We start from the raw sequence: 26,702 nt of genomic DNA, 5'->3' as shown, positions 1-26,702 counted from the left end.
GATACATTGGCATTTATGAAGTAGACAGCAACAATAAGGTGGTATCGTTCAAGCTGATCATACTGACCGCAGGCGATATTAAGGTGCCGGCGCCAACGCAATATGTTGTTGATTTGTTGATTTATCCAAGTAATGAGCTGCTTCAAGTTGGAGCTAGCCAAGCTCTCGTTACAACAGCAGTATATTCTGACCAAAGTATTTTGGATGTGACAGATAAAGCTATTTATAGTACAACAGATCCTTCCGTAGCAACGGTTGATGATAGTGGTATTGTTACGGCTATATCTGAGGGAACCACCGTGATTACGGTGCAATATGACGGTAAGTCTGTTTCGGCAGTCTTTACGGTGCAAGCCGGTATCCCTGACATTAGACTGGATCTTACGGCTTCTCCAGCTTCTGTTGTAGGAGACGGACAGTCGCTAGTTACACTGAAAGCTAGCGCTATACGTTTGGTAGATGGAAATCCTGTAGAGGGTAAGACCATTACGTTCCAAGGGATCGGAAACACTACGCAAACGGCTGTGACAGATGCAACCGGAACTGCGGTAGTGACGTTTACCGCGCCTGCTATTTCAGGGGTGTTACCTGTCCATAATACGATCACCGCCTCGGCTGTTGATTCGACGGGATTAATGGCGCAGACAAGCATAGCGGTCCATTATATGCCAGCTTCGGTTCATGGCGTTCTAACGGACAACACGACAGGCAAACCAATAGCAGGAGCGATTGTCTCCGTATCTACAGATTTTAACGGGGATGGAATCGTAGATTTTTCTCAAGAAGTAACAACTGGGGCGGATGGCTCGTACCAGATCTATGTGCCGCGGGGGAATTGGAACTATAGTATGAACATTCAAACCCCTGTAACCATTGGTAATCAGACGGTGATGTTAAATAAAACGCAAACTGCCCAAGTGGGGACTTTAAACGGAACGGAGCAAATTTTTACTGCTGCTAATAACATAAGTGGCCAGCTACTAATCGCGCAAACCGCCGCCGAAAACGGGAATCCGCAACCGACGATAGACAGTTTGTTTGGAGCCGGAAACGTCAGCGCCATTGTGCAAGGCGCAGGTGCAAATAACTTTAAATCACAGGTTGTACTCGATGCCAACGGCAGCTTTGATGTGAATAATGTACCGCAGGGACAATACATTGTTGCGTATCAGATTAAGGCTTCGGATGGAACAATTTTAGCCGGACCGACTGTAACCGTGAACGTGAATCAAAACGGGGAAATGAGCGTAGTGTACTCCTTGATTGATCCTTACGGCGTTGTTAAAGATGCGGTTACGGGTCAACCGGTAAGTGGAGTATCTATGAACCTGTACTGGGCGGATACTGAACTCAACAAGCAGAAGGGTCGTACTCCGAATACGCTTGTAGCCTTGCCGGAGTTGCCTAGCTTTGCACCTAATCAAAATCATAATCCACAAGTCACGGATGCAGCTGGAGAGTATGCTTGGATGGTATTCCCGGATGGAGATTATTACATTGTGGCTACTAAACCGGGATATGGCACGTTTAACACATTGACGGAGCAAACCAGTGTGACCCCTGATCCTGGTTCGGACAGCTATATCCAAAACGGAATCATTCACGTGGGTCAAAGCCTGGTGCAGTTCAGCTTCTCTATGCAACCGGTCAAGGAGTCGAACTCTGGCTCAGGCAATTCGGGAAGCACAGACAGCGGTAATGCGCGTAATAATGCGCCTGGAGACCTAAAAACAAGCAATGGTACACAAACGGGAGTAACCCTAAGCTGGACTCCTGTAACGGGAGCATCCTCTTATAACATTTATGATAACGGAAAGCTGATTGCTTCTGGAATTACGGGTACCCGTTATGAAATTACAGGGCTTGAGGCAGGAACAAAGCACAGCTTCACCGTGTCAGCTATCGTTGGTGGAGTAGAATCCAAACTATCAGAAAGTCTAACGTTTACGACACTGGGGATTCCTGTGAATCCTTCTGCACCTCAAGATTCACAGCATCATGAGAAGTACATCAATGGATATCCTGATGGTACCTTTAAACCGGCGAAGAACATAACCCGTCAAGAAGTGGCGGCTTTACTGTTCCGGGTCTTCCATCTTGCAAAATCCGAAACGGACGGCACGGCTTATTCGGACGTCTCTAGTAGCGACTGGGGAGCAGAAGAAATCGCGGCCGTGACGAAAGCAGGTATCATGAACGGGTATCCGGACGGAACATTCCGGCCAAATCAGCTCATCACGAGAGAAGAAATGGCAGGGATTGCGGCCCGCTTGAAGCAATTGCAAGGCAAGGGAGAGAACTCCTTCAAGGATATTTCGGGCAGCTGGGCTCGTGAGTCTATCAATTCGGCAACAGAAGCGGGTATTCTGAAAGGTTATGAAGACGGAACTTTCCGTCCGAAAAAGAACATGACACGCGCCGAAGCAGTCACGATGATTAATCGTCTGACGAGCCGCGGCCCGCTCGCCGGTGTAGTTATCCCTTCATGGTCTGATGTTAGTCCAAGTCACTGGGCATACGGGGATATTGAAGAAGCATCGGTAGATCACGATTACATCATTCAAGATGGTACAGAAAGAAGAGTAGAGCAGGAGAAATAAAGCTCGATTTCATTAATGGACTATACTGCCAAGCTCACCCGAGATGGCAGATAGTCCATTATTTTATGTTGCCTTTTCATTTTGTTATACTGAATGCAGCAACATATGAAAAGAGGGACCGGATTTATGTCGATTGTTAAGCCAAAAACGATTATTTTGGCCTCGTCTTCCCCGAGAAGGCAGGAACTGATCTCTTCCTTGGACCTACCTTATGAAGTAATAGTCAGTGATGCCGATGAAACGACGGAGCCGGGCTTATCTCCTGCCGAGATCGTAGAACAGCTATCCCATCGAAAAGCACAGGCTGTATACGAACGTTGTATAGCCGAAACGCGCTTCGAAACGGGCGGTGTTATTGTTGGCTCTGATACGATTGTAGTGCTGGGAGATACGGTGCTTGGCAAACCTAAGGATGCTGAGGACGCATACCGTATGCTGCAGTCTCTGCAAGGACAGACGCATCATGTTTATACTGGCGTTGCTGTCATTGATATACAGACGGACGAGCGCGATCATGCAGCTGGCAGACCACTAGATAAGCCTGAGACCAATGAGACCCCAATGTACCTTGGAAAGACTGGTCAGTATCGTGTAACAGCCCTGTCAGCAAGCGGACAACCAGCGGCAATTGTCGGTCACACGGTTAGCCAGATTACGTTCAGACCTATGAGCGATGAGGAAATTCGGGCATATATAAACACGGGTGAACCGCTTGATAAAGCCGGAAGTTACGGTGTGCAGGGGATAGGCTCGGTGTTCATCGAAAGAATCGAGGGTGATTTTTACAGCGTGATGGGTCTTCCCTTGAATTTGCTGTACCCAATTGTTTTGATATTTGGGATGAGTCCATTCCAATCGAAGTAAAGTATTTCCAAGCGAAGGTGTCAGTTATTGCTGCACCTTTTTTGCGCGTGTGAAGTGAAAAATCAATTGGTAAATGTTGTTTATATTCATTCCACTCTATGAGCGTTTATTTTAGGTTATACTTGCTTAGGAGGCACGATGAGTGTGGATGAAGAGGATGTTACGTCATACATTCAGGAAAGTTACAACAGGGCCATTCAGACCATGAGTGATGTGAGGATAGCAGCATCCGTGGGTGCACATTTGACAGACCAGATTTTAACCGCTTAAAATTGATAAATCAATAGAGAGCCGCCCTTTAACATTACTTTTCCTTCGGAAAATGAAAAATAAAGGAGCAAGGTTTCTAATAGACGATAATTATGACTCTTTCGCCTATGATGATTCAATGCTTGGAATAGAATCGTGGTATAATGAGTTGGATGTTAAGGGTATTCGTCGAAAAATCAAAGATATTATCAAATCTGGATGAACGACGTAACGATTAGAGGCGCATTAATCTTACATATGCGGAATGTGCTGGAGAGTCGGCCCAATAACCTGCTCCACTCATTACATCCTCGCCCCGAACGCTAATAGTTGCAATTAAGGCTTCAATGGATTGGTTTCACGTAAGTGGACAGAATCGAAGGCTGTTATTTTAACGTTATCGGACTGCCGTTGTCGCAGCTATTGGGACATGCTGTCCGAATTTGGCATAGCTGGCCCTGAATCGACAGGCAGAATAAAGGGAAGAGGGATCGGGATGGAGTCGCAAACATTTATGCTGCGGGACCTCCCCCATGAAGAACGACCAAGAGAGCGCATGATGCATTATGGGGCGGAATCGCTCAGCCAAGCAGAGCTGCTGGCCATTCTGCTGCGGACGGGAACACATCAGGAATCGGCTATTCATGTTGCGCAGAGAATCCTTAGCCAGGTAGGCAGCTTGCGTCAGCTGGCAGACCTTAGCATTAAGGAAATGACTGAAATCAAAGGCATCGGCCCTGCCAAGGCGGTGCAACTAAAAGCTGGCATTGAGCTTGGAAGGCGCATGGCGAATTCCCGGCTGACCGAACCGGTTATTATCCGCAGTCCTCAGGATGCGGCTGAGATTTTGACTGAGCAATTGCGTTACCTCCAGAAGGAGCATTTTGTCTGCCTGTTTCTCAATACGAAGAATCATGTTATTGCACAGGAGACACTGTCTATGGGCAGTCTGAATGCTTCCATCGTGCATCCCCGTGAAGTCTTCCGGGCAGCCATCAAGTGCAGCAGCGCTTCCATTATTTGTGCGCACAATCATCCTAGTGGTGATCCTACACCTAGTCCGGAAGATATTGCCCTGACGGGGAGATTGCTTAGAGCGGGAGAAATTGTCGGCATTGACGTTCTGGATCATCTCATTATCGGAGATAAAGGTTTTATTAGTTTGAAGGAAAAAGGTCATATGTAATAGAATTTTTAAGATTGACTAGGAAAAGGAGAATACAGCATGTTAGGTGGCTTTACGAAAGACTTGGGAATTGATTTGGGGACAGCGAACACGCTAGTCTATTTGCGCGGTAAGGGCATTGTGGTAAGAGAGCCTTCCGTTGTGGCTATAAATACGGATACGAAATCCATTGAAGCTGTAGGTGAATCTGCCAAAAAAATGATCGGCCGTACGCCGGGTAACATCCGTGCCATCCGTCCGATGAAAGACGGGGTTATTGCCGACTTTGATACAACAGCTACAATGATCAAATACTTTATTCGTCAGGCACAGAAGCAGCGTTCCATGTTCCAGCGTCATCCGAACGTGATGGTCTGCGTTCCTTCCGGGATTACCGCTGTAGAACAGCGTGCTGTTGAAGATGCAACCAGACAAGCTGGCGCACGTGAGGCTTACATTATCGAGGAACCATTCGCAGCTGCAATCGGCGCGGATCTACCAGTATGGGAACCGACAGGTAGTATGGTTGTAGATATCGGTGGAGGTACAACGGAGGTAGCAGTTATTTCCCTTGGTGGTATTGTAACTAGCCGTTCCGTACGTGTTGCCGGTGATGAAATGGACGAATCCATTATCCAGTACATCAAGCGTCAATATAACCTGATGATCGGTGAGCGTACTTCCGAGCAGCTCAAGATGGATGTTGGTTCCGCGTTGCCGTTGGAAAAGACCGAAACGATGGAGATCCGCGGACGCGATCTCGTGACTGGTCTGCCAAAGACACTGACCATTACCTCTGATGAGATTTGCGAAGCATTGGCGGATACCGTAACTGCTATTATTGAAGCTGTAAAAGTTACCCTGGAGAAATGTCCGCCGGAGCTTGCTGCTGACATTATGGACCGCGGTATTGTGCTGACTGGTGGCGGAGCATTGCTGCGCAATTTGGACAAATTGCTAGCGCGCGAGACCGGCATGCCGGTTATTGTGGCCGAAAATCCGCTTGACTGTGTAGCGATCGGAACGGGCAAGGCCCTGGAGAACATTCACCTGTTCAAGAGCCGCAGTGGTTCTACCTTCCGCTCCAAGCGTTAAGATTGGACTGCTTGTGAACGTCAACCCTTGATAGGGGAGAAAAACGGTTGTTAGAGGGTGTTGAAACTGTTTAAGTTATTTAATAACAAGCGTTTGTTCATCTTGCTGATTACCCTGGTGATGTTCATCGTGGTCATGGGCTTCAGCCTGGGGACAAGGAAATCCTTGTCCTGGCCGGAGAACTTTGTCAGGGATACAACCGGTTTTGTGCAAGGCATATTCTACAAGCCCGCTGGATATGTAGCGGGCTTCTTTGAAGATATCGCCAACCTGCACAAGCTGGCTGAAGAGAACGAACAGCTCAAGATTGTCGTTGCTCAGTATACACGGGAGAAAGCGCAATATAACTTTATTCAATCCGAGAATGAGCGCCTCATGAAAGATCTCAAATTTACAGAGTCACAGAAAGAGAAATATAACTACGACTATCGTATTGCCCATGTTGAGAGCATCAATACTGAACCTAACAATAGTACGCTAGTCATTGATATCGGTTCCAAGGATGGGGTTAGACCGAATATGGCGGTAATCTCTACAGAAGGTCTGGTCGGTGTGATCAGTCAGGTCAGCAACTTTACCTCTACAGTAAAGCTGATGACGATGATGAACGCCAACGATCCGAATTCTCAGTCGGCGATCGCAGCTACAGCGATTGGCAAAGAGAACGCCACCTTCGGTATGATTGAGAGCTATGATCCGAAGACGAATAAACTTACGATGAACAAGATTCCGCCCGGTGATCCGATCCAGCCTAAGGATCAGATCGTGTCTTCCGGCATCGGCGGCTTGTATCCGCGAGGACTGACTATCGGAACTGTTGACAGTGTCAAGGTAGGCGAATTTGGCCTAACCTCCTCCGCAGTGATTACGCCTGCTGCTGATTTTCAGGATTGGAAGGAACTGATTGTCGTTTACACGCAGGAGCGTGCTGAATAGTGAGAGTAAATAAATCGGTCGGTATTTTGCTGCTGTTCCTATTATTCATACTTGAAGGGACTGTTCTGCCGAGACTGATCCCGAATGCTTGGCAGATGCGAGTGATTCCCAATCTGGTCTTTATTGTGATCTTGTTTGTAACGGTTTACCATCACCGTCATACAGCACTGATTCTTGGTCTCAGTTTCGGTATGCTGCATGATATTGTTTTTTACGGTCGGATTCTCGGCGCCCATTCCTTTGCAATGGGCGTTTCGGCCTATCTGATCGGTCTGATCTTCCAGACTCCCCGTGCACCGCTGCCGCTCATGATGACAGTAGTTTTGCTGGGAAGCCTGTTATCAGACACGATTCTATTCGGAATTTACAGCGTATTTAATTTGAATCAGGAACCCTATAGCTGGGCGATTCTTGAGTATATGCTTCCTTCCATGCTCTTTCATTTTGCCATAGGCCTGCTCCTGTATGTTCCGCTCCGTCGTCAGCTTGAGAAGCTGAAGAATGAGACGCGCAAGGAAGAAACCGCATAATCCAGTAGGTAATTTCTTCCGCGGAAAAGCAGGAACTTGAGGGGCCCGGCACGAATGATTCAGGATAGGGGGACAGGTATATGACAGTGAAATCCAAACATGTAAGGATCAAGGGCATCAAGGATGGCCTGGTATTCCTGCTAGACGACAAGTGTCCCTTTGAAGATCTTCTGAGCGAGCTTCGCTTCAAGCTGGAGCACAGCCATCAAAATATTTTGACTGGACCGATAGTGCATGTGGATGTTAAGCTGGGCAGCCGCCCCGTATCCGAAGAAGAGAAAGATGCTGTTCTGGACATTCTTAGAGGTCAGGGCAATCTCTTGATTCGGTCCGTGGAGGCGCTGGAAGATCCGAGCGTTGTAGACAGCGATGCTCTGTATATGGTCAGCGGGATGGTCCGTTCCGGACAGGTGTTGCACCATCAGGGGAATCTTTTGCTTCTCGGCGATGTAAACCCCGGGGGGACAGTAACCTGTTCTGGTGACATTTATATTCTTGGAGCGCTCAGGGGAATGGCCCATGCCGGTGTGGAGGGCAATGAAGAAGCGATTATTGCGGCTTCGCTTCTGTCACCGACCCAGCTTCGTATCGCAGACATCATCAGCCGTCCACCGGACGAATGGGAGACCCGCGAGAGCAGCATGGAATTTGCCTATTTAACAAACGGAGCTATGCAAATCGACAAAATTCATAATATGGTCAAATTACGTCAAGGTTTAAATGTGTTTAAAGGGGTGTAGCCTCCATGGGAGAAGCGATTGTCGTAACCTCGGGTAAAGGCGGAGTTGGCAAAACAACCACAACAGCCAATATTGGTACCGCACTTGCGCTGCAGGGCAAAAAAGTATGTCTGGTCGATACGGATATCGGACTGCGTAATCTAGATGTTGTAATGGGGCTGGAGAATCGGATTATCTATGATCTCGTGGATGTTGCCGAAGGACGCTGTCGTCTGAATCAGGCGCTCGTCAAGGACAAGCGCTTTGATGAGCTGTACATGCTGCCTGCCGCCCAGACGAAGGACAAGACTGCCGTGACTCCCGAGCAGGTACGGGATATTATCCTGGAGCTGAAGAAGGAGTATGAATATGTCCTAATCGATTGCCCGGCTGGTATTGAACACGGCTTCCGCAATGCGATTGCGGGTGCGGACAAGTCTATCGTAGTTACCACGCCGGAGCATGCCGCTGTACGGGACGCGGACCGGATTATCGGACTGCTGGAGCAATCCAATGTGGAGTCGCCGAAGCTGGTGGTGAACCGTATCCGTCCGGGTCTGATCAAATCGGGTGATATGTTGGATATTGAAGATATATTGCAGGTGCTGAACATCGATCTGATCGGGATTGTCCCGGATGATGAAATGGTAATCAAAGCCGCTAACAGTGGCGAACCTACCGTTATGAATCCTGATTCCGCAGCTGCTATTGCATACCGCAACATTGCTCGCCGTATTCTTGGCGATGCCGTGCCGCTAATGCAGCTGGACCGCAAGCCAGGTACTTTTAAGAAATTCAAGAAGTTTTTCGGATTAGGTTAAACGAGGCATTTTTCATAGGATTGCCGAAATACGGGGACCCACCGCTTAGAAATTGCGCGGGGGCCCCATTTTTATGCCATTTCACCCTCCGGTCTGTCGGAGGCTTGTTCTAAAGAGACTTCCCCGCTTCATAAAATGGAAGTAAACAAGCCCGCCGGAGGGATCGATATGGACCTGAAATCAGATATCAAGAACCGTCGCAAGGAGCGCATCCGCCTTTTGCTGGAGGACACCTCCAAGGAATCGCCGCTCCCGCCGTTATATGACTTACCTGAACAGAATACAACCTTCAAGGAATGGAACCAGGAACCGAAGAAGGAGATCAGCTTAGACCCAGAACCCGATCCAGAGCTGCTCTGGAAGCAGCGCCGAAATAACTGGGAAGACGATGGGGACGGCGGGAAGCCTCGTTTTATCACGGGATTTTTGCGCCGGACAGTTGCCAGTATTCTTGTCTTTGGTGCCGTATGGGGAATTTTTGCAATCCAGCAGCCCTGGGCACATAAGACACAGGCCTTTATTGTTGATGCGCTGAGCCATGACATGGATTTTGCAGCGGTCAGAGTGTGGTATGAAGAGCATTTTGATGGTGCGCCGGCGTTCATCCCAATCTTCGGGGATAAAGAACAATCGGCGGAGAAGGTTTCAGCCCTTCATGAGTGGAGTGCACCCCTGGCAGGGAGCATCGTCCAGCCTTTTGCTACCACACTGAAAGGTGTGGAAATTATGCCTGAAGAAGATTCAAGTGGCAGTGTGACGGTGAAGAGTGTAGATATGGGGCGTGTGCTGTCCGTATCTCGGGAAGCGAAAGGTGGTATCCGCGTTACGCTCCGGCATACGGGGAATGTCACTGCCGAATACGGCCATTTGAGTGGAACCCGGCTCAAAGCCGACGACTGGGTGCAGAGCGGTGATGCGGTCGGCTGGATTGTTGATCCAGGGACGACGCCGGAGACGATGTTCTTTTTTGCGATGATGAAGGACAAGACCTATATTGATCCATCCGAAGTGATTACCTTTGATTAGGATCAAAGGCATCGAATTGTCGCTGCATCCGCTGTTCGTGCTGATCATGCTTTTTTCTGTCCTGACCGGACAGTTTCTCGAACTGCTCACCTTATTCACCATCGTGCTGATTCACGAATTGGGACATGTCTGTGCAGCGCTTCTTGCCGGAGTAACCGTCAAATCCGTCCAGCTTCTTCCCTTTGGCGGCGTTGCCGTCATCGAAGATCATGGAAGGCTGACCGCTGGCAAGGAAATTGCGATTGCACTGGCTGGTCCGCTCCAGAATGGCATCTTGATGTTGTTTGCTTGGCTTGTTGGCAGTCTGGGTTTGGGGAATGAGGCGTTCTTGAATTATTTTATTGAGGCTAATGCCATCATTGCACTTTTTAACTTACTACCGATTCTTCCTCTTGACGGGGGAAAGGTGCTTCGAGCAGCAACGAGCGTGATATGTCCCTATTATTTCACTTTGTTATGGTGCGGACGATTAAGTATAGCTGCGAGTGTCCTGGTTGTGGTCTATGCACTGCTGCCGCTTGGAGCGGGTGGAGGCTTGCGGCTGAACGTGCTCATGATTGGCGCTTTTCTGCTTTATTCCAACGTTACTGATCAACGCAATATGCCCTATGTATTCATGGCTTTCTTAATGAATCGTGAAGCGGTATACGAGCGGCATCTTCTAACGGGAACGGTGGCCTCGCCGATTGTTGCCAAGGCTGCGAAACCTTTGGATGCTATATTGCGTCTATTTAAACGTAACCAATACCATTTGGTATATGTGCTGAACCGTGAAGGTGACGTGGTTGCCGTAGTACCGGAACAGCGTTTGATCTCTTCCTACTTTGGAATGTAGAATATAAGCTTAGCCGGATTTGATAGTGAATATGAAAGATTGATTGAACCAGAGGTGAAGCCATGAAACAGATGATCGTTCACTCTACGCAGCATATGACCCGGATGGCCCTTCTGGAGAACGGGAAGCTGGTGGAGTATGCGGCGGAACGCGATCAGCAGCAAGGGCTGGTCGGAAGCTTTTACAAGGCCAGAGTCATTAATGTACTACCAGGTATGCAGGCTGCTTTTGTTGATATCGGACAGAAGAAGAATGCATTTTTATATGTTGACGATGTTTTGCACCCCCATTTGGAGAAGCAACCTGCGGTGAAGCCCTCTATCGAGACGCTGCTTCAGCCTGGGCAGGACATTGTTGTTCAGGTTAGAAAAGAACCCCGGGGCGGCAAGGGTGCCCGTGTGACCACACATTATACGCTGCCGGGCCGCTGGATTGTTTTTATGCCTTTCGCCGAATATGTCGGCGTATCGAAGAAGATCAATCGGGAGTCGGAGCGGAACCGGCTAAAGGGCATCGGTGAACGTCTGCGCAGGGCAGAAGAGGGCATCATCATGCGGACCGTTTCCGAAGATCAGCCCCAGGAAGCCGTAGGAGGAGATCTTGCTTTTTTGCGTGCGCAGTGGGATCACATCTCGCGGCGTGCGCTTTCATCGGAAGTGCCGGCACTGCTTCACGCTGACCTCAGTATTGTGCAGCGATTTATTAGGGACGCGTTCAACCCGGAGCGCGATGAGTTGGTGCTGGATTCCGCCAAGGCGGCTAAAGAGGCGGAGGTCTTCCTTGACGATATGGCACCCGGAGGGTACAAGCCTGTAGGATTGTATAGTGGCAAGGAGTCGATTTTGACGGCTTATGGTGTGCAGGAACAGTTGCATAGGGGATTTGCACGGAAAATCATGCTGGAAGGCGGGGCCACGCTCATCTGGGATGAGGCCGAGGCGCTCACCGTTATTGATGTCAATACGGCTCAGTATACGGGCGGGGCATCGTTGGAGGAGACAGTGACGCGCACGAACCTGCTTGCAGCAGAGGAAATCGGACGTCTGATCCGTCTGCGGGATACTGGTGGAATCATCATTATTGATTTTATTGATATGGAGCAGGAGGAACACCGCAGAATGGTGACGGACTGCTTGGAACGCGTGATCAGCAAAGATCGGACGAAGACGCATATTCTGGGCTGGACAAGGCTTGGGCTACTGGAGATGACTCGTAAAAAAGCAAGACACGATTCCACCGGATTTGCGCCAGCCATCTGCCCATGCTGCGGAGGCACCGGAAAGTCTGGCAACTGGCACGAGTAGGGACTTGGCTGTAGGGATAGGTTTAAATGCTGCAGGTGTATAAGCTGTAGCCTTAGTTTATATGTGTAAGTCTATATGCTGCACCGTTTTATAATTTGAATTTAATATTCAAATTATAAAATCCAGCGTCTTTCCGGTGAAACTGGGTCTTGCGGCTGCATGTCATGAATTCCATAAAACAGTCAATTACACTGTAGGCATATCACCTCAGGGTGGTGTCTCACATAGCATTCATTTCTGCTGCATCCCAATTAACGGCATTTTTGTACCTTATATTTCTTCTTTTCAGGGTAAATAGCCAAATAAGAGCATTATTGTATCTTATTTCATGCCAATCTTCTAAAAAACCTTCATTTGGAATATTTAACATACAAAATTGCCCTTAATCTAGGCCGACCAGCCATTGCACCACATTTAAGGTACAAAAATGCCGTTATTTACACTTCGGAGCCATTCGGGAGGTTTGGTCTCTCCTTCAGTTTTGTTCGTAACGTCTTCTATATAGCAGGAGATTGGGATTAATAGCAGGAAATCAGGATTAATGGCGCAAAATAGTATTAATATAAGAGAAAATCAGGATGAATAGCGAAGAAATTAGGATTAGTAGCAGAAAATTACGCTGACTATATTCAATTCATGTTGCAGCATTGACTGTAGGCAATATCTATGATAATATCTTCAAGTATGTGTTTGGTTATCTGGCCCTGCACATGCTGTAACCGCTCCGATCGGGTATGAAAGTGCGGTTTCCTTAAGGGAATTCGCCACCTAGACTAGGCGAGTCTGAGACATGAGGAGGTGCAATTACAATGTATGCAATTATCGAAACTGGCGGTAAGCAATACAAAGTCCAAGAGGGCGACGTATTGTTCATTGAGAAGCTGAACGCTGAAGACGGTGCAAGCGTAACGTTTGACCGTGTATTGGCTGTTTCCACTGAAGGCGGTTTGACTGCAGGAACTCCGCTCGTGAGCGGCGCTACTGTAACAGCTAAGGTTGAGAAACACGGCAAAGGCCAAAAGGTTGTAGTTTACAAATACAAACCTAAGAAGAACTACCACAAGAAACAAGGTCATCGTCAACCGTACACGAAAGTAACGATTGAGAAGATCCAAGCGTAAGAAGGTGCGTTTATGATTAACGTGCAGATTACCAGATCTTTGGAACTCGGAACTATTGTTGCGTTTGAGGTTAAAGGGCATGCGGGCTTTGCGAAACGCGGCGAGGATATCGTCTGTGCCGGTGTATCGACTGTAACGGTTGGCACTGTCAATTCGATTGAATCTTTGACAGGAGTGGTTATGGATTCGTCCATGAAGAACGGATTCTTGAGCGGGACCCTGGGTTCCATTGAAGATCCTGTTATTTCTGCCAAAGTACAATTGCTGCTGGAATCCATGGTCTTAATGCTGACTGATATCGCAGAATCATACGGGAAGTATATAACGATACAGCAGGACATTATTTAAAGAAGGAGGTTGACCAACATGTTGAAATTGGATCTTCAATTATTCGCATCGAAAAAGGGTGTAGGTTCCACAAAGAACGGACGTGATTCCCACTCTAAACGTCTTGGCGTGAAACGTGCTGACGGTCAAGCAGTTACCGGCGGTAACATTCTGGTTCGTCAACGCGGAACTAAAATTCACCCAGGTACGAACGTAGGTATCGGTAAAGATGATACTTTGTTCGCTTTGGTGGATGGCGTAGTGAAGTTCGAACGTTGGGGCCGCGATCGCAAAAAAGTGAGCGTGTACCCGGTTGATGTCGCTCCGGTAGCAGCGGCACTGGAAGCGTAAGCTTACAGAACCATAAAGACAGTGAAGCCTCCGGCATGAGTGCCGGAGGTTTTTTTGATAAATTAGATTTGAAGTTTTCTTATGTTTCGTGAATTTTAAGTGGGAAGCTAATGAACTTCCGGGAATGGCTGTGTTATACTGGAAAATGGTAAAAAGATGTGCAGATTTTCTAACGAGGTCATGAATTTTGCGAACTGAGGGACGGGGAATAAGAATGAAATCCTGGAAACGTGTAATCTGGGCAGTCATGAGTTCCGCAGCACTTCCTTTAGGTCTCGTGTATTGGCGGACGTCCCTTTTCACATGCTTGCTGCTCGGTTTCTGGGTAGCGGCTGTACTTGCTTTCACGTGGAGCCGGACCCGGCGCCATTATGAGAGGGAGCTGCATTTACAGGAGCAGAGAATGCAAGAGGCTGCAATCCGCACACTAGGCCATCATCGTCATGACTGGATGAATGAATTGCAAGTTCTTTATGGATATATTCAACTCGGCAAGCCTGATAAATCAGTGCAATGTGTGGAAAGAATAAAAGAAGGCATTGCGCTCGATAGCCGGATCGCCAAGTTGGGTATTCCTTCGCTGGTCTTTTATCTGCAGTCATTCCGAACGTACAGAAGTAGCTTGGATCTTGTGATCCAGGTGGAGGAAGGCTTGGAGCTAGTGGACAAGTTGACACCGGAGACGGGGGAAGAACTAACTTCGATTGTAATGCAGACCGTAAGGGCTTACCAATACAGTGGGCTTGCCGCACAAGGGGACTCCAGGAGACTCGAGCTAGGCTTTAGACAGGATGGCGGAGACATTCTTATCTCCTTTGAAAGTGAGGGAGGGCATGGCAATCCCGAACTGCTCAGGGTGCAAATTGATAATATAGTACAAGGCAAAATTATGAGAGCAGAACAGTTCAAGCCCGGCGAGGCTTATGTAGAGCTGCGTCTGCCGTTTGAGATGTGAGGAAGGTGAACGTGAATGTTCGTAGATAAAGCTAAGATTTATGTAAAAGGCGGCGACGGTGGTGACGGTCTCGTGGCTTTCCGACGCGAGAAATATGTGCCGGAAGGTGGTCCAGCTGGTGGTGACGGCGGCCGAGGCGGCGACGTTATCTTCCGTGTGGACGAAGGCTTGCGTACACTGATGGATTTCCGGTACCAGCGTCACTTTAAAGCTGACCGTGGAGTTAAGGGACGCAATAAGAGCCAGCATGGTGCCAATGCTGAACATATGATCGTGCGTATCCCCCCGGGAACGATCCTGATCGATGATGATACTAACGAAGTGATCGCCGATATGACTCGTCATGGTCAGCAAGTCGTTGTGGCAAAAGGCGGACGGGGTGGCCGAGGCAACACTCGTTTTGCAACAGCGGCCAATACGGCACCTGAACTCGCCGAGAATGGCGAGGAAGGTCAGGAGCGCTATATCGTCATGGAACTGAAAGTCATGGCTGATGTAGGGCTTGTCGGATTCCCTAGTGTAGGGAAATCCACGTTGCTGTCAGTGGTATCTGCCGCCAAGCCGAAGATCGGCGCGTACCATTTTACAACGATTACTCCGAATCTTGGTGTGGTGGATGTCGGTGACGGACGCAGTTTCGTTATGGCGGATCTGCCTGGACTGATTGAAGGGGCACATGAAGGGATTGGCCTTGGCCATGAATTCCTGCGCCATGTAGAGCGTACACGGATTATCATTCATGTCGTGGACATGTCCGGTTCGGAGGGGCGCGATCCATTCGAGGACTGGGTGAAGATCAATGATGAGCTCAGACAATACAATGCCAATCTTGCGGAACGTCCGCAGATTGTTGCAGCCAACAAGATGGATATGCCTGAATCTGCTGAGCATCTGGCTTCCTTCCGTGAGCAAGTGGCGCAAGTGCGCCCGGATATTGAGATTATGCCGATTTCCTCACTGACTCGCGAGGGTGTGCAAGAGCTGCTGTACCGGGCTACCGACATTCTTGACAGCATTCCGGTTGCTCCGGTGGTGGAAGAGGTTGCTGAGGCTAGCGAACGCAAAGTATACAAGCTGGAAGCTGAGAACGACAATACCTTCACGATTACCCGTGATAACGATACTTATGTCGTCACCAGCCCACGTATTGAGCGGATGCTCAAGCGGATGCAGCTGAATACGCATGATGCCATTCTGAAGCTGGCCCGGACCTTGCGTCATATGGGCGTGGATGCGGAACTGCGCAGACGTGGCGCTGTGGAAGGGACGATTGTCCGAATTGCCGATTTTGAGTTTGAGTTTGTGGAGAATAGCAGCTACTACTAAGCAGTAGGGCTGTCTGAGCGTCTACTTTGTCTGGCCTTGTATGAGGCAGATGGAGTAGGCGCTTTTTTAAATATAAGGCTGTACATGTTTTACGCTTAAAAATCATCCTTATTATTCTCGCTGAAGCGGATGACGTCTCTTAGAGGGAGGCTAAGCCATTTCTACATGATGCTCAATTTATTTTCACAAAAAGCCACCAAAACCATGAATTTATCGTATACAATAAAGAACGGAAAAGCACTTATTTCCAATTGATTGGAAGTCTTATTCAGAGGTATTACGGAACGGCCGATATATACCTACATATCCATGAATATGAAAGAGGGATACGCAGATGGCAATAATTGCAGTGGTGAAATATGATGGCCCTCCGGGTGTCTTTGCCTGGAAATATCCCAATCAGGAGCTCGGCACATGGACACAGCTTATCGTTAATGAGTCGCAAGAGGCTATCCTGTTCAAGGGCGGCCAGGCTTTGGATTCTTTTACAGCAGGTAGACATACGCTTAGCACAGCGAATATTCCGGTACTGTCCAATCTTGTGAACCTGCCGTTTGGGGGCAAATCACCTTTTACAGCTGAGGTATGGTTCATAAACAAGATGAACGCGATGAATGTCAAATGGGGAACGAGCTCGCCGCTCCAGCTTCAAGACCCTAAATATAAGATCATTGTCTCCGTTCGTTCTTTCGGGCAATTTGGGGTGAAGATTGCAGATCCGCGCAAGTTTCTGCTCAAGGTGGTAGGTACACTGCCACATTTCGATCAGGATAAACTCCTTACCTATTTCCGGGGAATCTTGATGGCCAATATCAATGAACTGGTCTCTTCCTACCTGGTGCATAAAAAAATTAGTATTCTGGAGATTAACGCCTATGTGGCCGAAATATCCAAACACATCCAGGAACGTCTGGCGCCGACCTTTATGGACACTGGCATTGAGCTGAATAATTTCTATATTGATTCCATTAATATTCCGGACGATGATCCCGCGACTGCGCGGCTGAAGGAAGCACTGGCCAAGAAAGCAGAGATGGACATTATCGGCTACACGTATCAGCAGGAACGCAGCTTTAATTCGCTGGAAGAGGCTGCCGGCAACCCGGGGGGCAACATTGGAACGGGGATGATGAACGCTGGAATGGGGCTTGGCATGGGAATAGGCTTTGCCGGTCCGGCTGCTGAGATGGTGAATCAGATGACTCGGGGAATTGGATTTGACGCAGGTGTGCACTCCGGGAATGGAACTAAGTCTTGCTCAAAATGCGGCAATATTAATACAGCCGGATCCTCATTCTGCAGTAGTTGCGGACAGAACTTGTCCATTCCGCCCACAGATGCAGCCTCAAGCAAGCTGGGCTGTCGTAAGTGCGGACACGAACTGCCTCCTGGATCTAAGTTCTGTCCGCAATGCGGAGAAAGTCAAATTCTCAAATGCAGCGGCTGCGGTCTTGAACTGAAGCCCGGACAGAAATTCTGTGCGGAGTGCGGCACGAAGGCTGGATAAGAGGAGGATGTCATGAACCGGAAAAAACCTTATACAGGCATCATCACTGTAATTTATGCTGCGGTGGTCGCGGCTACTGTGCTGCTCCTTACTATGCTCGGTTTCTCCGAGAATTTGCCACGGTTCGTTATTACGTTGATTGCTGTGCTGATTGCTGAAAGTGTAATTTTTGGTTATACCCTCTTTTGGCTGAAAAGAGCAGGTAGCGTCAGCGGGACACCGCCGATCCTGATTAGCGGCGCGTTCATTATTGCTGTCTATGCGGTGGCCGTCGTGATCTCGGCTGTCTTTCTCGATAGGCTGCTGGGGCTGCCTTCCTTCTGGTACGCAGCTGTGCAGCTGCTGATTCTCGCTGCCGCTGGTGGCTGTCTTGCTCTTATTGGGCTCTACGGCTGGAATGCTGGAGCGCAGGAGCACAAGGAGCAGCAGGCGACACGCAGTCTGTTCCGGCAGCGGAAGGAACTAGCCGAGATCAAGCGGGCTGCCCGGAGCTGGAGACATGCCGAAGCAGAGACGCTCGTGAAACGGATTGGCAGAGTAGAAGAGGCATTTACATACAGTGATCCGGTTTCCAGTCCGTCTTTGTTCGCAACAGAGGATATGCTGAGCCAGCAAATCGCTTTGCTGCGAGATCAGGTGGAGCTTCTGCTATCCTCGAGTGAGCCGGGTAAAGGCTGGGAAGCGCAGCTGCAAGGCATCATTGGCGACATTGAGGCTACACTTCAGCGCCGCAACCGTGAGTTAGCGGCGCTCAAATAGGGGGAATAAGCTATATGGCTAAATTAAATATTCAAGATCCCCCCGCATCGGGAAGCGGAAGAGAGTTCTATCTGCTGGGCTATAACCGGACGGGGATCGACAGTTTTATTATTGCATTATCATATGTTCTGATGCCCATAGGTCTTGTTGCTGCTATACTTCGAATGCTGCTGACACATTACAAGAATCAGCAGAAAGCCAGTAACTATAATCTGTTGTGTCATGCGCTGATTGGGGGCTTTGTTGATCTTTCCTTGATTATGATACTGTCGGGTGGTCTAGATGAATTAAATATGGGAATTTTCTTTATTGTCTTCATCGCGATCCTCTTCCTTATGCCCGCTTACTTTCTAGGTAATGCTGCATCCAAGGCCAAACTCAAGTTTTCACAGCTCTGTCATTCGTACATAGTGATGTCTCTGGACGAGGGGGTGCGGTACATCGGTACACTGGCCCAGCTTACCGGGCAAAGTGAAAGTGATGTGCGCAGAGATCTGCGGTATTTGCAGGAGCAAGGTCTCATCCCTCACGGGCTGACATTTTATGAAGGGCAAGGCGCGGAAGGCGCGGTAAAAGAAACAACTAGCACTGCCAGAACAGGGCAGGCAGCAGCCCCTTCCGGCTCTTCGGAGAAAACGTCCGCATCCAGCCAGCCGAAGCCAAAGCCAGGTCCGCAGCAACTGCCCAAGGCGATGCGCTGCCCGGGCTGCGGCGCACAGAATACCGTGCAGCCAGGACAGGCGAAGCCTTGCGACTATTGTGGAACAACTCTGACATATATATAGCTGATAACGCAAGCTGCGGTATGTGCGAAGCCTCCGATTTTGTCGGGGGCTTTGTTTTATTTTCGGGTGCAGCAGAGGCCCCATTTCAAAGTTGGACGAAAAACTATTGCTTTTTCAGGCAAAAATCTATTATAATGTCCACTATTAAAACACAAAAGTCTTTGAGGAGAGGACGTTCGTGAAAGAACGCTATTATTTGGTCCGTGAGGACATATTACCCGATGCGGTGCTCAAGACGATGCAGGTTAAACAGCTGCTTGAAGCCGGTGATGCCAAGACTGTACACGAGGGTGTGGAACAGGTGGGCTTAAGCCGGAGCGCTTTTTATAAATACAAGGATGGCATTCACTTAATTCACCAGTTGGAGCGTGAGCGTATTGTCACGATCTCCATGGATTTGGAACACGAATCCGGCATGCTATCCAAGGTGCTGGGCTGTGTGGCGGGACATGGAGCGAATGTGCTGACCATTCACCAGAGTATTCCGCTGCAGGGCCGGGCGAACGTGGTTATTTCCGTGGAAATCTCCCATTTGAACCAAGAGCTGGGGGAAATGCTGGACAGTCTGAAGAACATTTCAGGTGTGAAGCGGGCATTGATTGTGGGGCAAGGCTAAACACTACAGGTATTTTTTTCGGAGCGATTGCTTCGTATACTTATAAGGAGGATATTGATGAAGCCGGTTAAAGTTGGTTTGCTGGGTCTGGGAACAGTCGGTACAGGCGTTGTCCGTATCGTGGATGGAAATCAGGAGGACCTCAGTAGTCAGGTCGGGTCTCCCATTCTGATTGAACGCATTGCTGTGAAGGATCTCGATAAACCCCGTGATGTGGAGATAGATCCCGCCAAAATCACTACAGACCCGTGGGAGGTTATCCGTGATCCCGAGATTGATGTCATCGTAGAGGTGATGGGCGGCATTGCCGGAACCAAAGAATATCTTCTTGAAGCACTGGAGCGCGGCAAGCACATCGTGACCGCCAACAAAGATTTGATGGCGCTGCACGGAGCGGAGATCCTGGCTAAGGCACAGGAAAAGCAGTGCGATGTATTCTATGAAGCTAGTGTGGCTGGAGGCATTCCGATTATCCGTACCCTTATTGAAGGGTTCTCTTCCGACAAGATCATGAAGATTATGGGGATTGTGAACGGTACAACCAATTATATTCTCTCAAAAATGAGTCAGGAAGGCGCCTCCTATGATGATGTGCTGAAGGAAGCTCAGGAGCTTGGTTATGCAGAGTCTGATCCAACCTCAGACGTTGAAGGGCTGGATGCCGCGCGGAAAATGGCTATTCTCGGTACGCTGGGCTTCCGCACCAATGCTGAACTCAGCGACGTTAGTGTGAAGGGAATCTCCAGCGTGAGCAAGGAGGATATTGTTTTTGCCAAGCGTCTCGGCTATGAAATGAAGCTCCTTGGTATCGCGGAATGTGACAACGATGCTTTCAGCATCAGTGTCCAGCCGACGATGATTCGTTCCGGACACCCGCTGGCCTCCGTTGGCGGCGTATTTAACGCAGTATATGTGTATGGTGAAGCTGTCGGGGAGACGATGTTCTACGGTGCGGGCGCCGGCGCAATGCCTACGGCAACTTCAGTCGTAGCCGATCTGGTAGCGGTGATCAAGAACCTGAGACTTGGCGTAAACGGACTTAAGCAAATTGTACCTTACAAGCAGAAGAAGCTGAAGGACAGTGAAGATATCTTCTATAAAAACTTCCTGCTGCTGCATGTCGACGACAAGGCAGGGGTGCTGGCCAAGATTACACAGGTCTTCGCGGAGTATGATGTCAGCCTGGATTCGGTCGTACAGCAGGCCAATCCTAACAATCCCAATGCGGAGATTATTATCGTAACCCATGATGCCAGCAAGGCAAGTATGGATAAGGTGCTGCGTCATCTGGAGGAGTTAAGTGTAATCCGCCGCGTCAAGAGTCATTATCGTGTAGAAGGTTAACCACCTAGAATCCATTCTGCAAAAAAGATAAGGAGATCACACCTGCTATGAGTAATTACGGAAGGTCACGGGTTAAAGTCCCGGCCAGCACCGCTAATCTCGGTCCGGGCTTTGATACATTGGGCATGGCCCTGTCCCTGTATGCCTGGATTGAGATGGAGGAAGCACCGGAGACTGTATTTCATCTTTACGGCGACGAGATGAAGGGGGTGCCCCAGGATAAGAGCAACCTGTTGTATCAAGTGGCCCAAATGGTCTTTGCAGAAGCGGGTGTCTCGGTGCCTGAGTTATCCATCTCGATGTACTCGGATATTCCGTTGGCTCGGGGTCTTGGCAGCAGCGCATCTGCCATTGTTGGCGCGCTGGCGGCAGCCAATGCTATGATTGGTTCGCCTCTGGATAACGCCAAACTCTTCAATATGGCCACCGCGCTGGAAAAGCATCCCGATAACGTCGGCGCTTCCCTGTTCGGAGGTATTATCACCGCCGTCTGGGACGGAGTCGAGGCTGATTATATCCGGCTTGATTCTCCGGAGAATCTGGAAGTGCTCGTCATCATTCCCGAGTTCGAGCTTGCAACCACCAAAGCCCGCGGCGTTCTTCCAGCCGAGGTGACCGTCCGCGACGCTGTATACAACATCAGCCGCACATCCTTGTTGACGGCGGCGCTGGCTTCCGGCAGACTGGATATGATCGGCAAAGCGATGCAGGATCGGCTGCATCAGCCGTACCGGGCGCCGCTGGTGCCAGGTATGGAGAAGCTGCTTGCCGAAGCGCCGCAGCATGGAGCGCTCGGTATTGCGCTCAGTGGTGCCGGTCCAACGCTGCTCGCATTTGTGGACGGCCGGGAGAGCCGAAAGGCTGAACTGGAGGCTTTCCTGAAGGAAACGATGCAGGAGCACGGCATTCCTGCGCGCACTTGCTGGCTGCCTGCCTGTGCTGAAGGTGTAACAGCAGAGGTGCTCCCGAGGACCGGGATGCAAAGTGAGTCATTTTTGGATATGATAAAAGGAGAAGTACGGTCATGAAATCAATAGCGGTACTGCCGCAGGGCTCGGTATCCCATGAAGCGCTGCTGTATTTGTTCGGCGGTGAGCCGGTAAACATTGTGCATCATAAGTTAATTTCCGACGTGTTTCTTTCTACGGTGAATGGCATCACGGATTATAGCGTAATTCCGATTGAGAATACGATTGAAGGCTCTGTGAGTCTGCACATCGACTGGTTGATCAATGAGGTTGATTTGCCGATGCAGGCAGAATGGATTTTTCCTTCGATTCAAAATCTGATTGCTAATCCTGGTGAATTCACAGATGCAAGTGGTAACAAGGATTACTCCAGGCTGGTGAAGATCCTTTCCCACCCTGTAGCGACCGCGCAGTGCGGCCAGTATATTCGCAAGCATGCGCCTTTGGCAGAGCTTGAGCCGACAGGTAGCACTTCTGAAGCTGTAGAGATCGTCAAGAACAATCCCGGCAAAGGCTGGGCAGCCATTGGTACAGCGCTTGGTGCTGCCAAGCATGGGCTGGAAATTATCGACCGTAAAATTACGGATCACGATAACAATTACACACGTTTCGTTCTGGTTGGCCCTGAGAAAGTGTCACTTCCCCGCGAGAGCAGCGGTAATAAGACCAGTGTGCTTGTCACACTTCCGGAAGATTTTCCGGGTGCCCTGCATCAGGTGCTTGCTGCTTTTGCCTGGCGGAGATTAAACCTGTCACGTATTGAATCCAGGCCGACGAAGAAGAAGCTGGGTACTTATTATTTTTACATTGATGTGCTCGAACCGATAGAATCCGTCCTGCTGCCTGCGGCTATTGAGGAAATCAAGGCCCTCGGTTGCCAGGTTCGAATTCTGGGTTCATACCCCACATACACCTATGAGGAAGAGAAAGCGGAGGTGCAGTAAGTAATGGCAGAGCAAGTAATCTATTTAGATGGACAATATGTAACAAAGGAAGATGCAAAGGTATCCGTTTTTGATCACGGGTTTTTGTATGGTGACGGTATTTTTGAAGGTATCCGTATTTACAACGGAAATATATTCAAGTCTAAAGAACATTTGGACAGGCTGTATGATTCGGCAAAGTCGATCATGCTGGAAATACCATTGACCCTTGATGAGATGCAGGAAGCTATGGCGGAAACCATTCGCCGCAACGATATGCGTGATGGCTACATCCGTCTGATTGTTTCCCGCGGTGTAGGTAATCTGGGTCTCGACCCGCGTCGTTGTCCGAAAGCAAGTGTAATCATTATTGTAGAGCAACTGGCGATTTATTCAGAGCAGGCTTACTTGAATGGACTTCGTGCCGTTTCGGTATCCCAGCGTCGTAATCTCCCGGATGCGCTTAATCCGAAGATTAAATCGCTAAACTACCTGAACAACATTCTGGTGAAGCTGCAGTCTAACCTGGCCGAAGCCGACGAGGCGATCATGATGAACGCTCAAGGTTACGTAACCGAAGGTTCAGGCGACAACATTTTCATCATCAAAAATGGTGTGGTTTACACGCCGCCTTGCTATCTCGGTGCCCTTGAAGGCATCACGCGTCTTGCGATCATTGAGCTGTGTGAGAAGCTTGGCATCAAGCTGAAGGAAGAGCCATTCACCATGCACGATGTATATATCGCAGACGAGGTGTTCTTCACAGGTACAGCTGCTGAAGTTATCGCGGCACGTGAGATTGACGGTCGCATCATCGGCTCAGGTCAAGCGGGTCCGATCACACTGAAGCTGCTTGAAGAATTCCGCAACGTCGTTGATAAAGACGGCTATAAGGTTTGGGAATAACAATACATCTAATTAAAAAGCTCCTGTCATGTATATCATGATAGGAGCTTTTGTATAAACTCAGAGATCCTTTCATGTACACCATGAAAGAAATTTCTGTACAAGCCCAGAAATCCTTTCATGTGCACCATGAAAGAAGTTTCTGTACAAACCCAGAAATTCTTTCATGTGCACCATGATAGAAGTTTCTGTACAAACTCAGAACTTCTTTCATGTACGCCATGAAAGAAGTTTCTGTACAAACCCAGAAATCCTTTCATGTAGCATGAAAGGATTTTTTTTGCATCAGGGATGTCAATCGCCCATGGGCTGCATAAGATGTAGTAACGAAGGAGGCGGCTGTACCGCATATAACTATGCAAGCAGGCAATACTCCAAAAATTTTCAGGGAGGTTAATGCTGCGTGAAAATACACATTGTAAAACAAGGCGATACGCTGTATGCATTGTCGCAAAAGTACGGAGTGCCGCTGGAAAAAATAATCGAGGCCAATCCGCAACTCAGCAACCCCGATGTGCTGTCGGTCGGTGAGAAAGTGAAGATTCCCTCTTCAGGTCCTTCGCCTGTACCCGGTAATAGCGATCTCTACTACAAGCACACGGTAAAACAAGGGGATACCTTGTGGAAATTGTCCAAGGCATGGGGGGTTCCTCTAAAGGATGTGGTAGATGCCAATCCCCAGTTGAAGAATCCTAACGCCCTGCTGATTGGAGAAGTGGTCAACATCCCCAAGAAAGGAACAGTGTCACCACTGCCTAATGGGAACGTAGCTCCAATCCAAAACGAGAACGTTACGCCAGTACCAGCGGCCAATGCCGTGTCTGAAAAAACACAAGTTGGAGGGAAAACATACACCGGGCCTAAAGAACAGCCTGCGCCACCCGTTGCGCCACTTGCCGAATCCGTCCCAGCTCCTGTTCCAGCGCCATCACCAACTCCCGCTCCAGTACCGATTGCTAAACCCAACCTCAACCCGAATCCGAATCTTAGCCCAGCCTCCAACATTAATCCTAATCCAGCTCCAGTGCCTGTCAATGAGCCTGTACCCAATGCTGTTTCACCGATTGCTGAGGTTGTACCGGTGAAAGAAACAATCCATACCGAATCTCAAAGCCTCTTTGTACAAATTTCAGTTCCCGCTCAAGAAGCCATTTCACATCATGAACCTCCTAAATCGGAATACAAACCGGTGGCACCTGCCTTTGAAGAGAAGAAGTCGCCTTGCGATCACAGTGCAGGATATCCTGGATTAACAGAAACTAGTCCATTCCATGGAACAACTGCTCCCAATGTAAACCTTAGCCCGCAAAATAATTACGTACAGCCGTCGTATGTACAGCCATGGTATGCACCGGATTGCCCTCCATTTTACTATTATCCGGAATGGGTCTCACCGGTTACGGAGAATCAGTCCCCATGGCACACGAATGTCTCGCCGGTTGCAGAGAATCAGTCCCCATGGCACACGAATGTCTCGCCGGTTGCAGAGAATCAGTCCCCATGGCATACGAATGTATCGCCGGCTACAGAGAACCAGTCCCCATGGCACACGAATGTATCGCCGGCTACAGAGAACCAGTCCCCATGGCACACGAATGTATCGCCGGTTGCAGAGAATCAGTCTCCATGGCACACGAATGTATCGCCGATTGCAGAGAATCAGTCTCCATGGCATAATTCGGTCAATGCTGCACCAAATGATAGTTTTGTATCTGGAATACAGCCCAACAATCAATTTCCTGGCGCGGTTAGCCCTCAATATAGTGTGCACCCGCAGAATCTGCCATGGCCGCCTTGCGGATGCGGGGGAGAACATCCTTATCAGCCGTTTACTTATGAGGCTCCAATCTATAACTCATTTCCTACGTATGGACATCATCCCGGTGTAGTCTCGCCTTATGAGACAGGAGCGCCGTTTTCTCCTAATCAGGGAATAGTTCCGAATGCACCTCTGGGAGCTTTTGGAGGGGGAGGACCTGCAGTATCTAATATTCCTCCGAATCCACAATATCCGGGGATTGGCGATTATGCTCATCATAGCCGTGTGCCAGAAATTCAAGAGCCTGAAGTAATTATTCAGGAGAGCCAGCCCATTGCAGCAACCACTAGAGAAGTTCCTAGCGAAAGAGTTGTTGAACAGAAGGAGAGTAAGAAAGTGGAAGTAGCTTCCAAGGCTAAAACTTCAGGACAAAGCAAGTCAGGCAAATCCTCAGGTAAATCACAAAGATCAAGTAAAAGTAACCGAAATGACAGTGCCAAAAAACGCAGAAATCCATGGATTTCTAACTAAGGCGAACTCGGTGACATGGTGAAAGCATTACGTACAGACGTTGTATCGACAGATACAGCATCTGTACGTCTTTGTCTTGTGTTAGTAAGGTTATTTAAGCGAATATTGAGAACTCTTCAATAAAAACACTTGCAATCTCATCTTATCCATGGTATATTATATTTCTGGCCGAGAAACAAACAATGCCAAGCTCGAAAAAAAGAAATTGAATAAAGAACTTGACATTAAAACGCCGGACATGTTATAGTATAAGAGTTGCTGCTGAAACATTGAGCGGACAACGAAAACAGCTTGATCTTTGAAAACTGAACAACGAGTGAGTATCGAATTCACGAAAGTGAGTTCAAAAATGAGAATTTTTAATTCTCGTCAGATGTTTC

At 48.8% G+C, this 26,702-nt stretch carries 27 protein-coding genes, 1 pseudogene and 1 other annotated feature; of the genes and pseudogenes, 27 read left to right on the top strand and 1 reads right to left on the bottom strand.

Annotation, left to right across the window (positions count from 1 at the left end; genetic code table 11):
• The 13 genes and pseudogenes from ACFRAM_RS26935 to ACFRAM_RS26880 form a co-directional block, all read left to right on the top strand.
• Positions 1-2,600, top strand: a 2,600-nt coding sequence (locus tag ACFRAM_RS26935; protein WP_379469947.1) for an S-layer homology domain-containing protein, incomplete at its 5' end; no start/stop codon positions are given.
• 126 nt (positions 2,601-2,726) lie between these two features.
• Complete coding sequence (locus ACFRAM_RS26930) at positions 2,727-3,464, top strand: Maf family protein (protein WP_379469945.1); 738 nt, start codon at positions 2,727-2,729, stop codon at positions 3,462-3,464.
• Positions 3,465-3,602: 138 nt separating this feature from the next.
• Positions 3,603-3,734 carry a hypothetical protein gene (locus ACFRAM_RS26925; RefSeq protein ID WP_379469943.1) on the top strand — a complete coding sequence of 44 codons (132 nt, stop codon included), beginning with the start codon at positions 3,603-3,605 and terminating at the stop codon, positions 3,732-3,734.
• Between the two features lie 345 nt (positions 3,735-4,079).
• A pseudogene (locus tag ACFRAM_RS28790) lies at positions 4,080-4,167 on the top strand (septum formation protein Maf); the annotation flags it as partial.
• A 42-nt stretch (positions 4,168-4,209) separates the two neighbouring features.
• On the top strand, positions 4,210-4,899 hold the full coding sequence (radC, locus tag ACFRAM_RS26920; protein WP_175369806.1) for a RadC family protein: 690 nt from the start codon (positions 4,210-4,212) through the stop codon (positions 4,897-4,899).
• A gap of 39 nt (positions 4,900-4,938) precedes the next feature.
• The gene (locus ACFRAM_RS26915; RefSeq protein WP_175369805.1) at positions 4,939-5,973 is read left to right on the top strand and encodes a rod shape-determining protein; all 1,035 of its coding nucleotides are present in this window, start codon (positions 4,939-4,941) and stop codon (positions 5,971-5,973) included.
• Positions 5,974-6,030: 57 nt separating this feature from the next.
• Entirely contained in the window at positions 6,031-6,909 is an 879-nt protein-coding gene (gene mreC, locus ACFRAM_RS26910) for a rod shape-determining protein MreC (protein WP_175369804.1), read from the top strand.
• The gene (gene mreD / locus ACFRAM_RS26905) at positions 6,909-7,439 is read left to right on the top strand and encodes a rod shape-determining protein MreD (RefSeq protein WP_175369803.1); all 531 of its coding nucleotides are present in this window, start codon (positions 6,909-6,911) and stop codon (positions 7,437-7,439) included. Before mreC ends, mreD begins: the two co-directional genes overlap by 1 nt.
• An 80-nt stretch (positions 7,440-7,519) precedes the next feature.
• Complete coding sequence (gene minC / locus ACFRAM_RS26900; protein ID WP_175369802.1) at positions 7,520-8,179, top strand: septum site-determining protein MinC; 660 nt, start codon at positions 7,520-7,522, stop codon at positions 8,177-8,179.
• A gap of 5 nt (positions 8,180-8,184) precedes the next feature.
• Positions 8,185-8,979, top strand: a complete 795-nt coding sequence (gene minD, locus ACFRAM_RS26895) for a septum site-determining protein MinD (protein WP_175369801.1) — start codon at positions 8,185-8,187, stop codon at positions 8,977-8,979.
• A 168-nt stretch (positions 8,980-9,147) separates the two neighbouring features.
• A complete protein-coding gene (locus ACFRAM_RS26890; RefSeq protein ID WP_379469939.1) occupies positions 9,148-10,005 on the top strand; it encodes a peptidoglycan DD-metalloendopeptidase family protein in 858 nt (285 codons plus the stop codon).
• Positions 9,998-10,840: a M50 family metallopeptidase gene (locus ACFRAM_RS26885; RefSeq protein ID WP_175369799.1), complete on the top strand. Its 843-nt coding sequence runs from the start codon at positions 9,998-10,000 to the stop codon at positions 10,838-10,840. The genes ACFRAM_RS26890 and ACFRAM_RS26885 overlap by 8 nt, the downstream gene beginning before the upstream one ends.
• A gap of 62 nt (positions 10,841-10,902) precedes the next feature.
• Positions 10,903-12,144, top strand: coding sequence for an Rne/Rng family ribonuclease (locus tag ACFRAM_RS26880; protein WP_379469936.1), 1,242 nt, complete (start codon positions 10,903-10,905; stop codon positions 12,142-12,144).
• Between the two features lie 220 nt (positions 12,145-12,364).
• On the opposite strand, the gene ACFRAM_RS26875 is transcribed toward ACFRAM_RS26880, so the two are convergent.
• A complete protein-coding gene (locus ACFRAM_RS26875) occupies positions 12,365-12,514 on the bottom strand; it encodes a hypothetical protein (RefSeq protein WP_379469934.1) in 150 nt (49 codons plus the stop codon).
• A gap of 337 nt (positions 12,515-12,851) precedes the next feature.
• Positions 12,852-12,939 (top strand) — a sequence feature (ribosomal protein L21 leader region).
• Between the two features lie 14 nt (positions 12,940-12,953).
• Here ACFRAM_RS26875 and rplU point away from each other — a divergent pair.
• The 14 genes from rplU to ACFRAM_RS26805 all read left to right on the top strand — a co-directional run bounded on the left by rplU (position 12,954) and on the right by ACFRAM_RS26805 (position 26,322).
• Positions 12,954-13,265 (top strand): 50S ribosomal protein L21, encoded by a 312-nt coding sequence (rplU, locus tag ACFRAM_RS26870; RefSeq protein ID WP_150269346.1) that lies wholly within the window; start codon positions 12,954-12,956, stop codon positions 13,263-13,265.
• Positions 13,266-13,277: 12 nt separating this feature from the next.
• Positions 13,278-13,613 carry a ribosomal-processing cysteine protease Prp gene (locus tag ACFRAM_RS26865; protein ID WP_066376968.1) on the top strand — a complete coding sequence of 112 codons (336 nt, stop codon included), beginning with the start codon at positions 13,278-13,280 and terminating at the stop codon, positions 13,611-13,613.
• An 18-nt stretch (positions 13,614-13,631) separates the two neighbouring features.
• Positions 13,632-13,943, top strand: coding sequence for a 50S ribosomal protein L27 (gene rpmA, locus ACFRAM_RS26860; RefSeq protein ID WP_020429282.1), 312 nt, complete (start codon positions 13,632-13,634; stop codon positions 13,941-13,943).
• 214 nt (positions 13,944-14,157) lie between these two features.
• A complete protein-coding gene (locus ACFRAM_RS26855) occupies positions 14,158-14,898 on the top strand; it encodes a Spo0B domain-containing protein (RefSeq protein ID WP_175369796.1) in 741 nt (246 codons plus the stop codon).
• A 15-nt stretch (positions 14,899-14,913) separates the two neighbouring features.
• Positions 14,914-16,224 carry a GTPase ObgE gene (obgE, locus tag ACFRAM_RS26850; protein ID WP_379469932.1) on the top strand — a complete coding sequence of 437 codons (1,311 nt, stop codon included), beginning with the start codon at positions 14,914-14,916 and terminating at the stop codon, positions 16,222-16,224.
• 334 nt (positions 16,225-16,558) lie between these two features.
• Positions 16,559-17,731 carry an SPFH domain-containing protein gene (locus ACFRAM_RS26845; RefSeq protein WP_379469930.1) on the top strand — a complete coding sequence of 391 codons (1,173 nt, stop codon included), beginning with the start codon at positions 16,559-16,561 and terminating at the stop codon, positions 17,729-17,731.
• 12 nt (positions 17,732-17,743) lie between these two features.
• Complete coding sequence (locus tag ACFRAM_RS26840) at positions 17,744-18,490, top strand: hypothetical protein (RefSeq protein ID WP_379469927.1); 747 nt, start codon at positions 17,744-17,746, stop codon at positions 18,488-18,490.
• Positions 18,491-18,504: 14 nt separating this feature from the next.
• On the top strand, positions 18,505-19,275 hold the full coding sequence (locus ACFRAM_RS26835; protein WP_379469923.1) for a hypothetical protein: 771 nt from the start codon (positions 18,505-18,507) through the stop codon (positions 19,273-19,275).
• A gap of 178 nt (positions 19,276-19,453) precedes the next feature.
• Positions 19,454-19,891: an ACT domain-containing protein gene (locus tag ACFRAM_RS26830; protein ID WP_066376981.1), complete on the top strand. Its 438-nt coding sequence runs from the start codon at positions 19,454-19,456 to the stop codon at positions 19,889-19,891.
• Between the two features lie 57 nt (positions 19,892-19,948).
• A complete protein-coding gene (locus ACFRAM_RS26825; protein WP_175369791.1) occupies positions 19,949-21,235 on the top strand; it encodes a homoserine dehydrogenase in 1,287 nt (428 codons plus the stop codon).
• Between the two features lie 47 nt (positions 21,236-21,282).
• Positions 21,283-22,263 (top strand): homoserine kinase, encoded by a 981-nt coding sequence (gene thrB / locus ACFRAM_RS26820; RefSeq protein WP_379469921.1) that lies wholly within the window; start codon positions 21,283-21,285, stop codon positions 22,261-22,263.
• Entirely contained in the window at positions 22,260-23,147 is an 888-nt protein-coding gene (gene pheA, locus ACFRAM_RS26815) for a prephenate dehydratase (RefSeq protein WP_175369789.1), read from the top strand. Before thrB ends, pheA begins: the two co-directional genes overlap by 4 nt.
• Positions 23,148-23,150: 3 nt before the next feature.
• Entirely contained in the window at positions 23,151-24,032 is an 882-nt protein-coding gene (gene ilvE, locus ACFRAM_RS26810) for a branched-chain-amino-acid transaminase (RefSeq protein ID WP_379469919.1), read from the top strand.
• Positions 24,033-24,435: 403 nt separating this feature from the next.
• The gene (locus tag ACFRAM_RS26805) at positions 24,436-26,322 is read left to right on the top strand and encodes a LysM peptidoglycan-binding domain-containing protein (RefSeq protein WP_379469917.1); all 1,887 of its coding nucleotides are present in this window, start codon (positions 24,436-24,438) and stop codon (positions 26,320-26,322) included.
• Positions 26,323-26,702 lie beyond the last annotated feature (380 nt).

Origin of the sequence: Paenibacillus sp. NPDC056722 (assembly GCF_042790635.1) — a bacterium.
Lineage (GTDB): Bacteria > Bacillota > Bacilli > Paenibacillales > Paenibacillaceae > Paenibacillus_AQ > Paenibacillus_AQ agri.
This window is presented reverse-complemented; position numbering and strand designations above follow the sequence as displayed.

Coding starts and splice junctions, on each gene's coding strand:
- ACFRAM_RS26930 (WP_379469945.1), top strand. CDS start 2,727: ATGTCGATTGTTAAGCCAAAAACGATTATTTTGGCCTCGTCTTCCCCG.
- ACFRAM_RS26925 (WP_379469943.1), top strand. CDS start 3,603: ATGAGTGTGGATGAAGAGGATGTTACGTCATACATTCAGGAAAGTTAC.
- radC (WP_175369806.1), top strand. CDS start 4,210: ATGGAGTCGCAAACATTTATGCTGCGGGACCTCCCCCATGAAGAACGA.
- ACFRAM_RS26915 (WP_175369805.1), top strand. CDS start 4,939: ATGTTAGGTGGCTTTACGAAAGACTTGGGAATTGATTTGGGGACAGCG.
- minC (WP_175369802.1), top strand. CDS start 7,520: ATGACAGTGAAATCCAAACATGTAAGGATCAAGGGCATCAAGGATGGC.
- minD (WP_175369801.1), top strand. CDS start 8,185: ATGGGAGAAGCGATTGTCGTAACCTCGGGTAAAGGCGGAGTTGGCAAA.
- ACFRAM_RS26890 (WP_379469939.1), top strand. CDS start 9,148: ATGGACCTGAAATCAGATATCAAGAACCGTCGCAAGGAGCGCATCCGC.
- ACFRAM_RS26880 (WP_379469936.1), top strand. CDS start 10,903: ATGAAACAGATGATCGTTCACTCTACGCAGCATATGACCCGGATGGCC.
- ACFRAM_RS26875 (WP_379469934.1), bottom strand. CDS start 12,514: ATGTTAAATATTCCAAATGAAGGTTTTTTAGAAGATTGGCATGAAATA.
- rplU (WP_150269346.1), top strand. CDS start 12,954: ATGTATGCAATTATCGAAACTGGCGGTAAGCAATACAAAGTCCAAGAG.
- ACFRAM_RS26865 (WP_066376968.1), top strand. CDS start 13,278: ATGATTAACGTGCAGATTACCAGATCTTTGGAACTCGGAACTATTGTT.
- rpmA (WP_020429282.1), top strand. CDS start 13,632: ATGTTGAAATTGGATCTTCAATTATTCGCATCGAAAAAGGGTGTAGGT.
- ACFRAM_RS26855 (WP_175369796.1), top strand. CDS start 14,158: ATGAAATCCTGGAAACGTGTAATCTGGGCAGTCATGAGTTCCGCAGCA.
- obgE (WP_379469932.1), top strand. CDS start 14,914: ATGTTCGTAGATAAAGCTAAGATTTATGTAAAAGGCGGCGACGGTGGT.
- ACFRAM_RS26845 (WP_379469930.1), top strand. CDS start 16,559: ATGGCAATAATTGCAGTGGTGAAATATGATGGCCCTCCGGGTGTCTTT.
- ACFRAM_RS26840 (WP_379469927.1), top strand. CDS start 17,744: ATGAACCGGAAAAAACCTTATACAGGCATCATCACTGTAATTTATGCT.
- ACFRAM_RS26835 (WP_379469923.1), top strand. CDS start 18,505: ATGGCTAAATTAAATATTCAAGATCCCCCCGCATCGGGAAGCGGAAGA.
- ACFRAM_RS26825 (WP_175369791.1), top strand. CDS start 19,949: ATGAAGCCGGTTAAAGTTGGTTTGCTGGGTCTGGGAACAGTCGGTACA.
- thrB (WP_379469921.1), top strand. CDS start 21,283: ATGAGTAATTACGGAAGGTCACGGGTTAAAGTCCCGGCCAGCACCGCT.
- pheA (WP_175369789.1), top strand. CDS start 22,260: ATGAAATCAATAGCGGTACTGCCGCAGGGCTCGGTATCCCATGAAGCG.
- ilvE (WP_379469919.1), top strand. CDS start 23,151: ATGGCAGAGCAAGTAATCTATTTAGATGGACAATATGTAACAAAGGAA.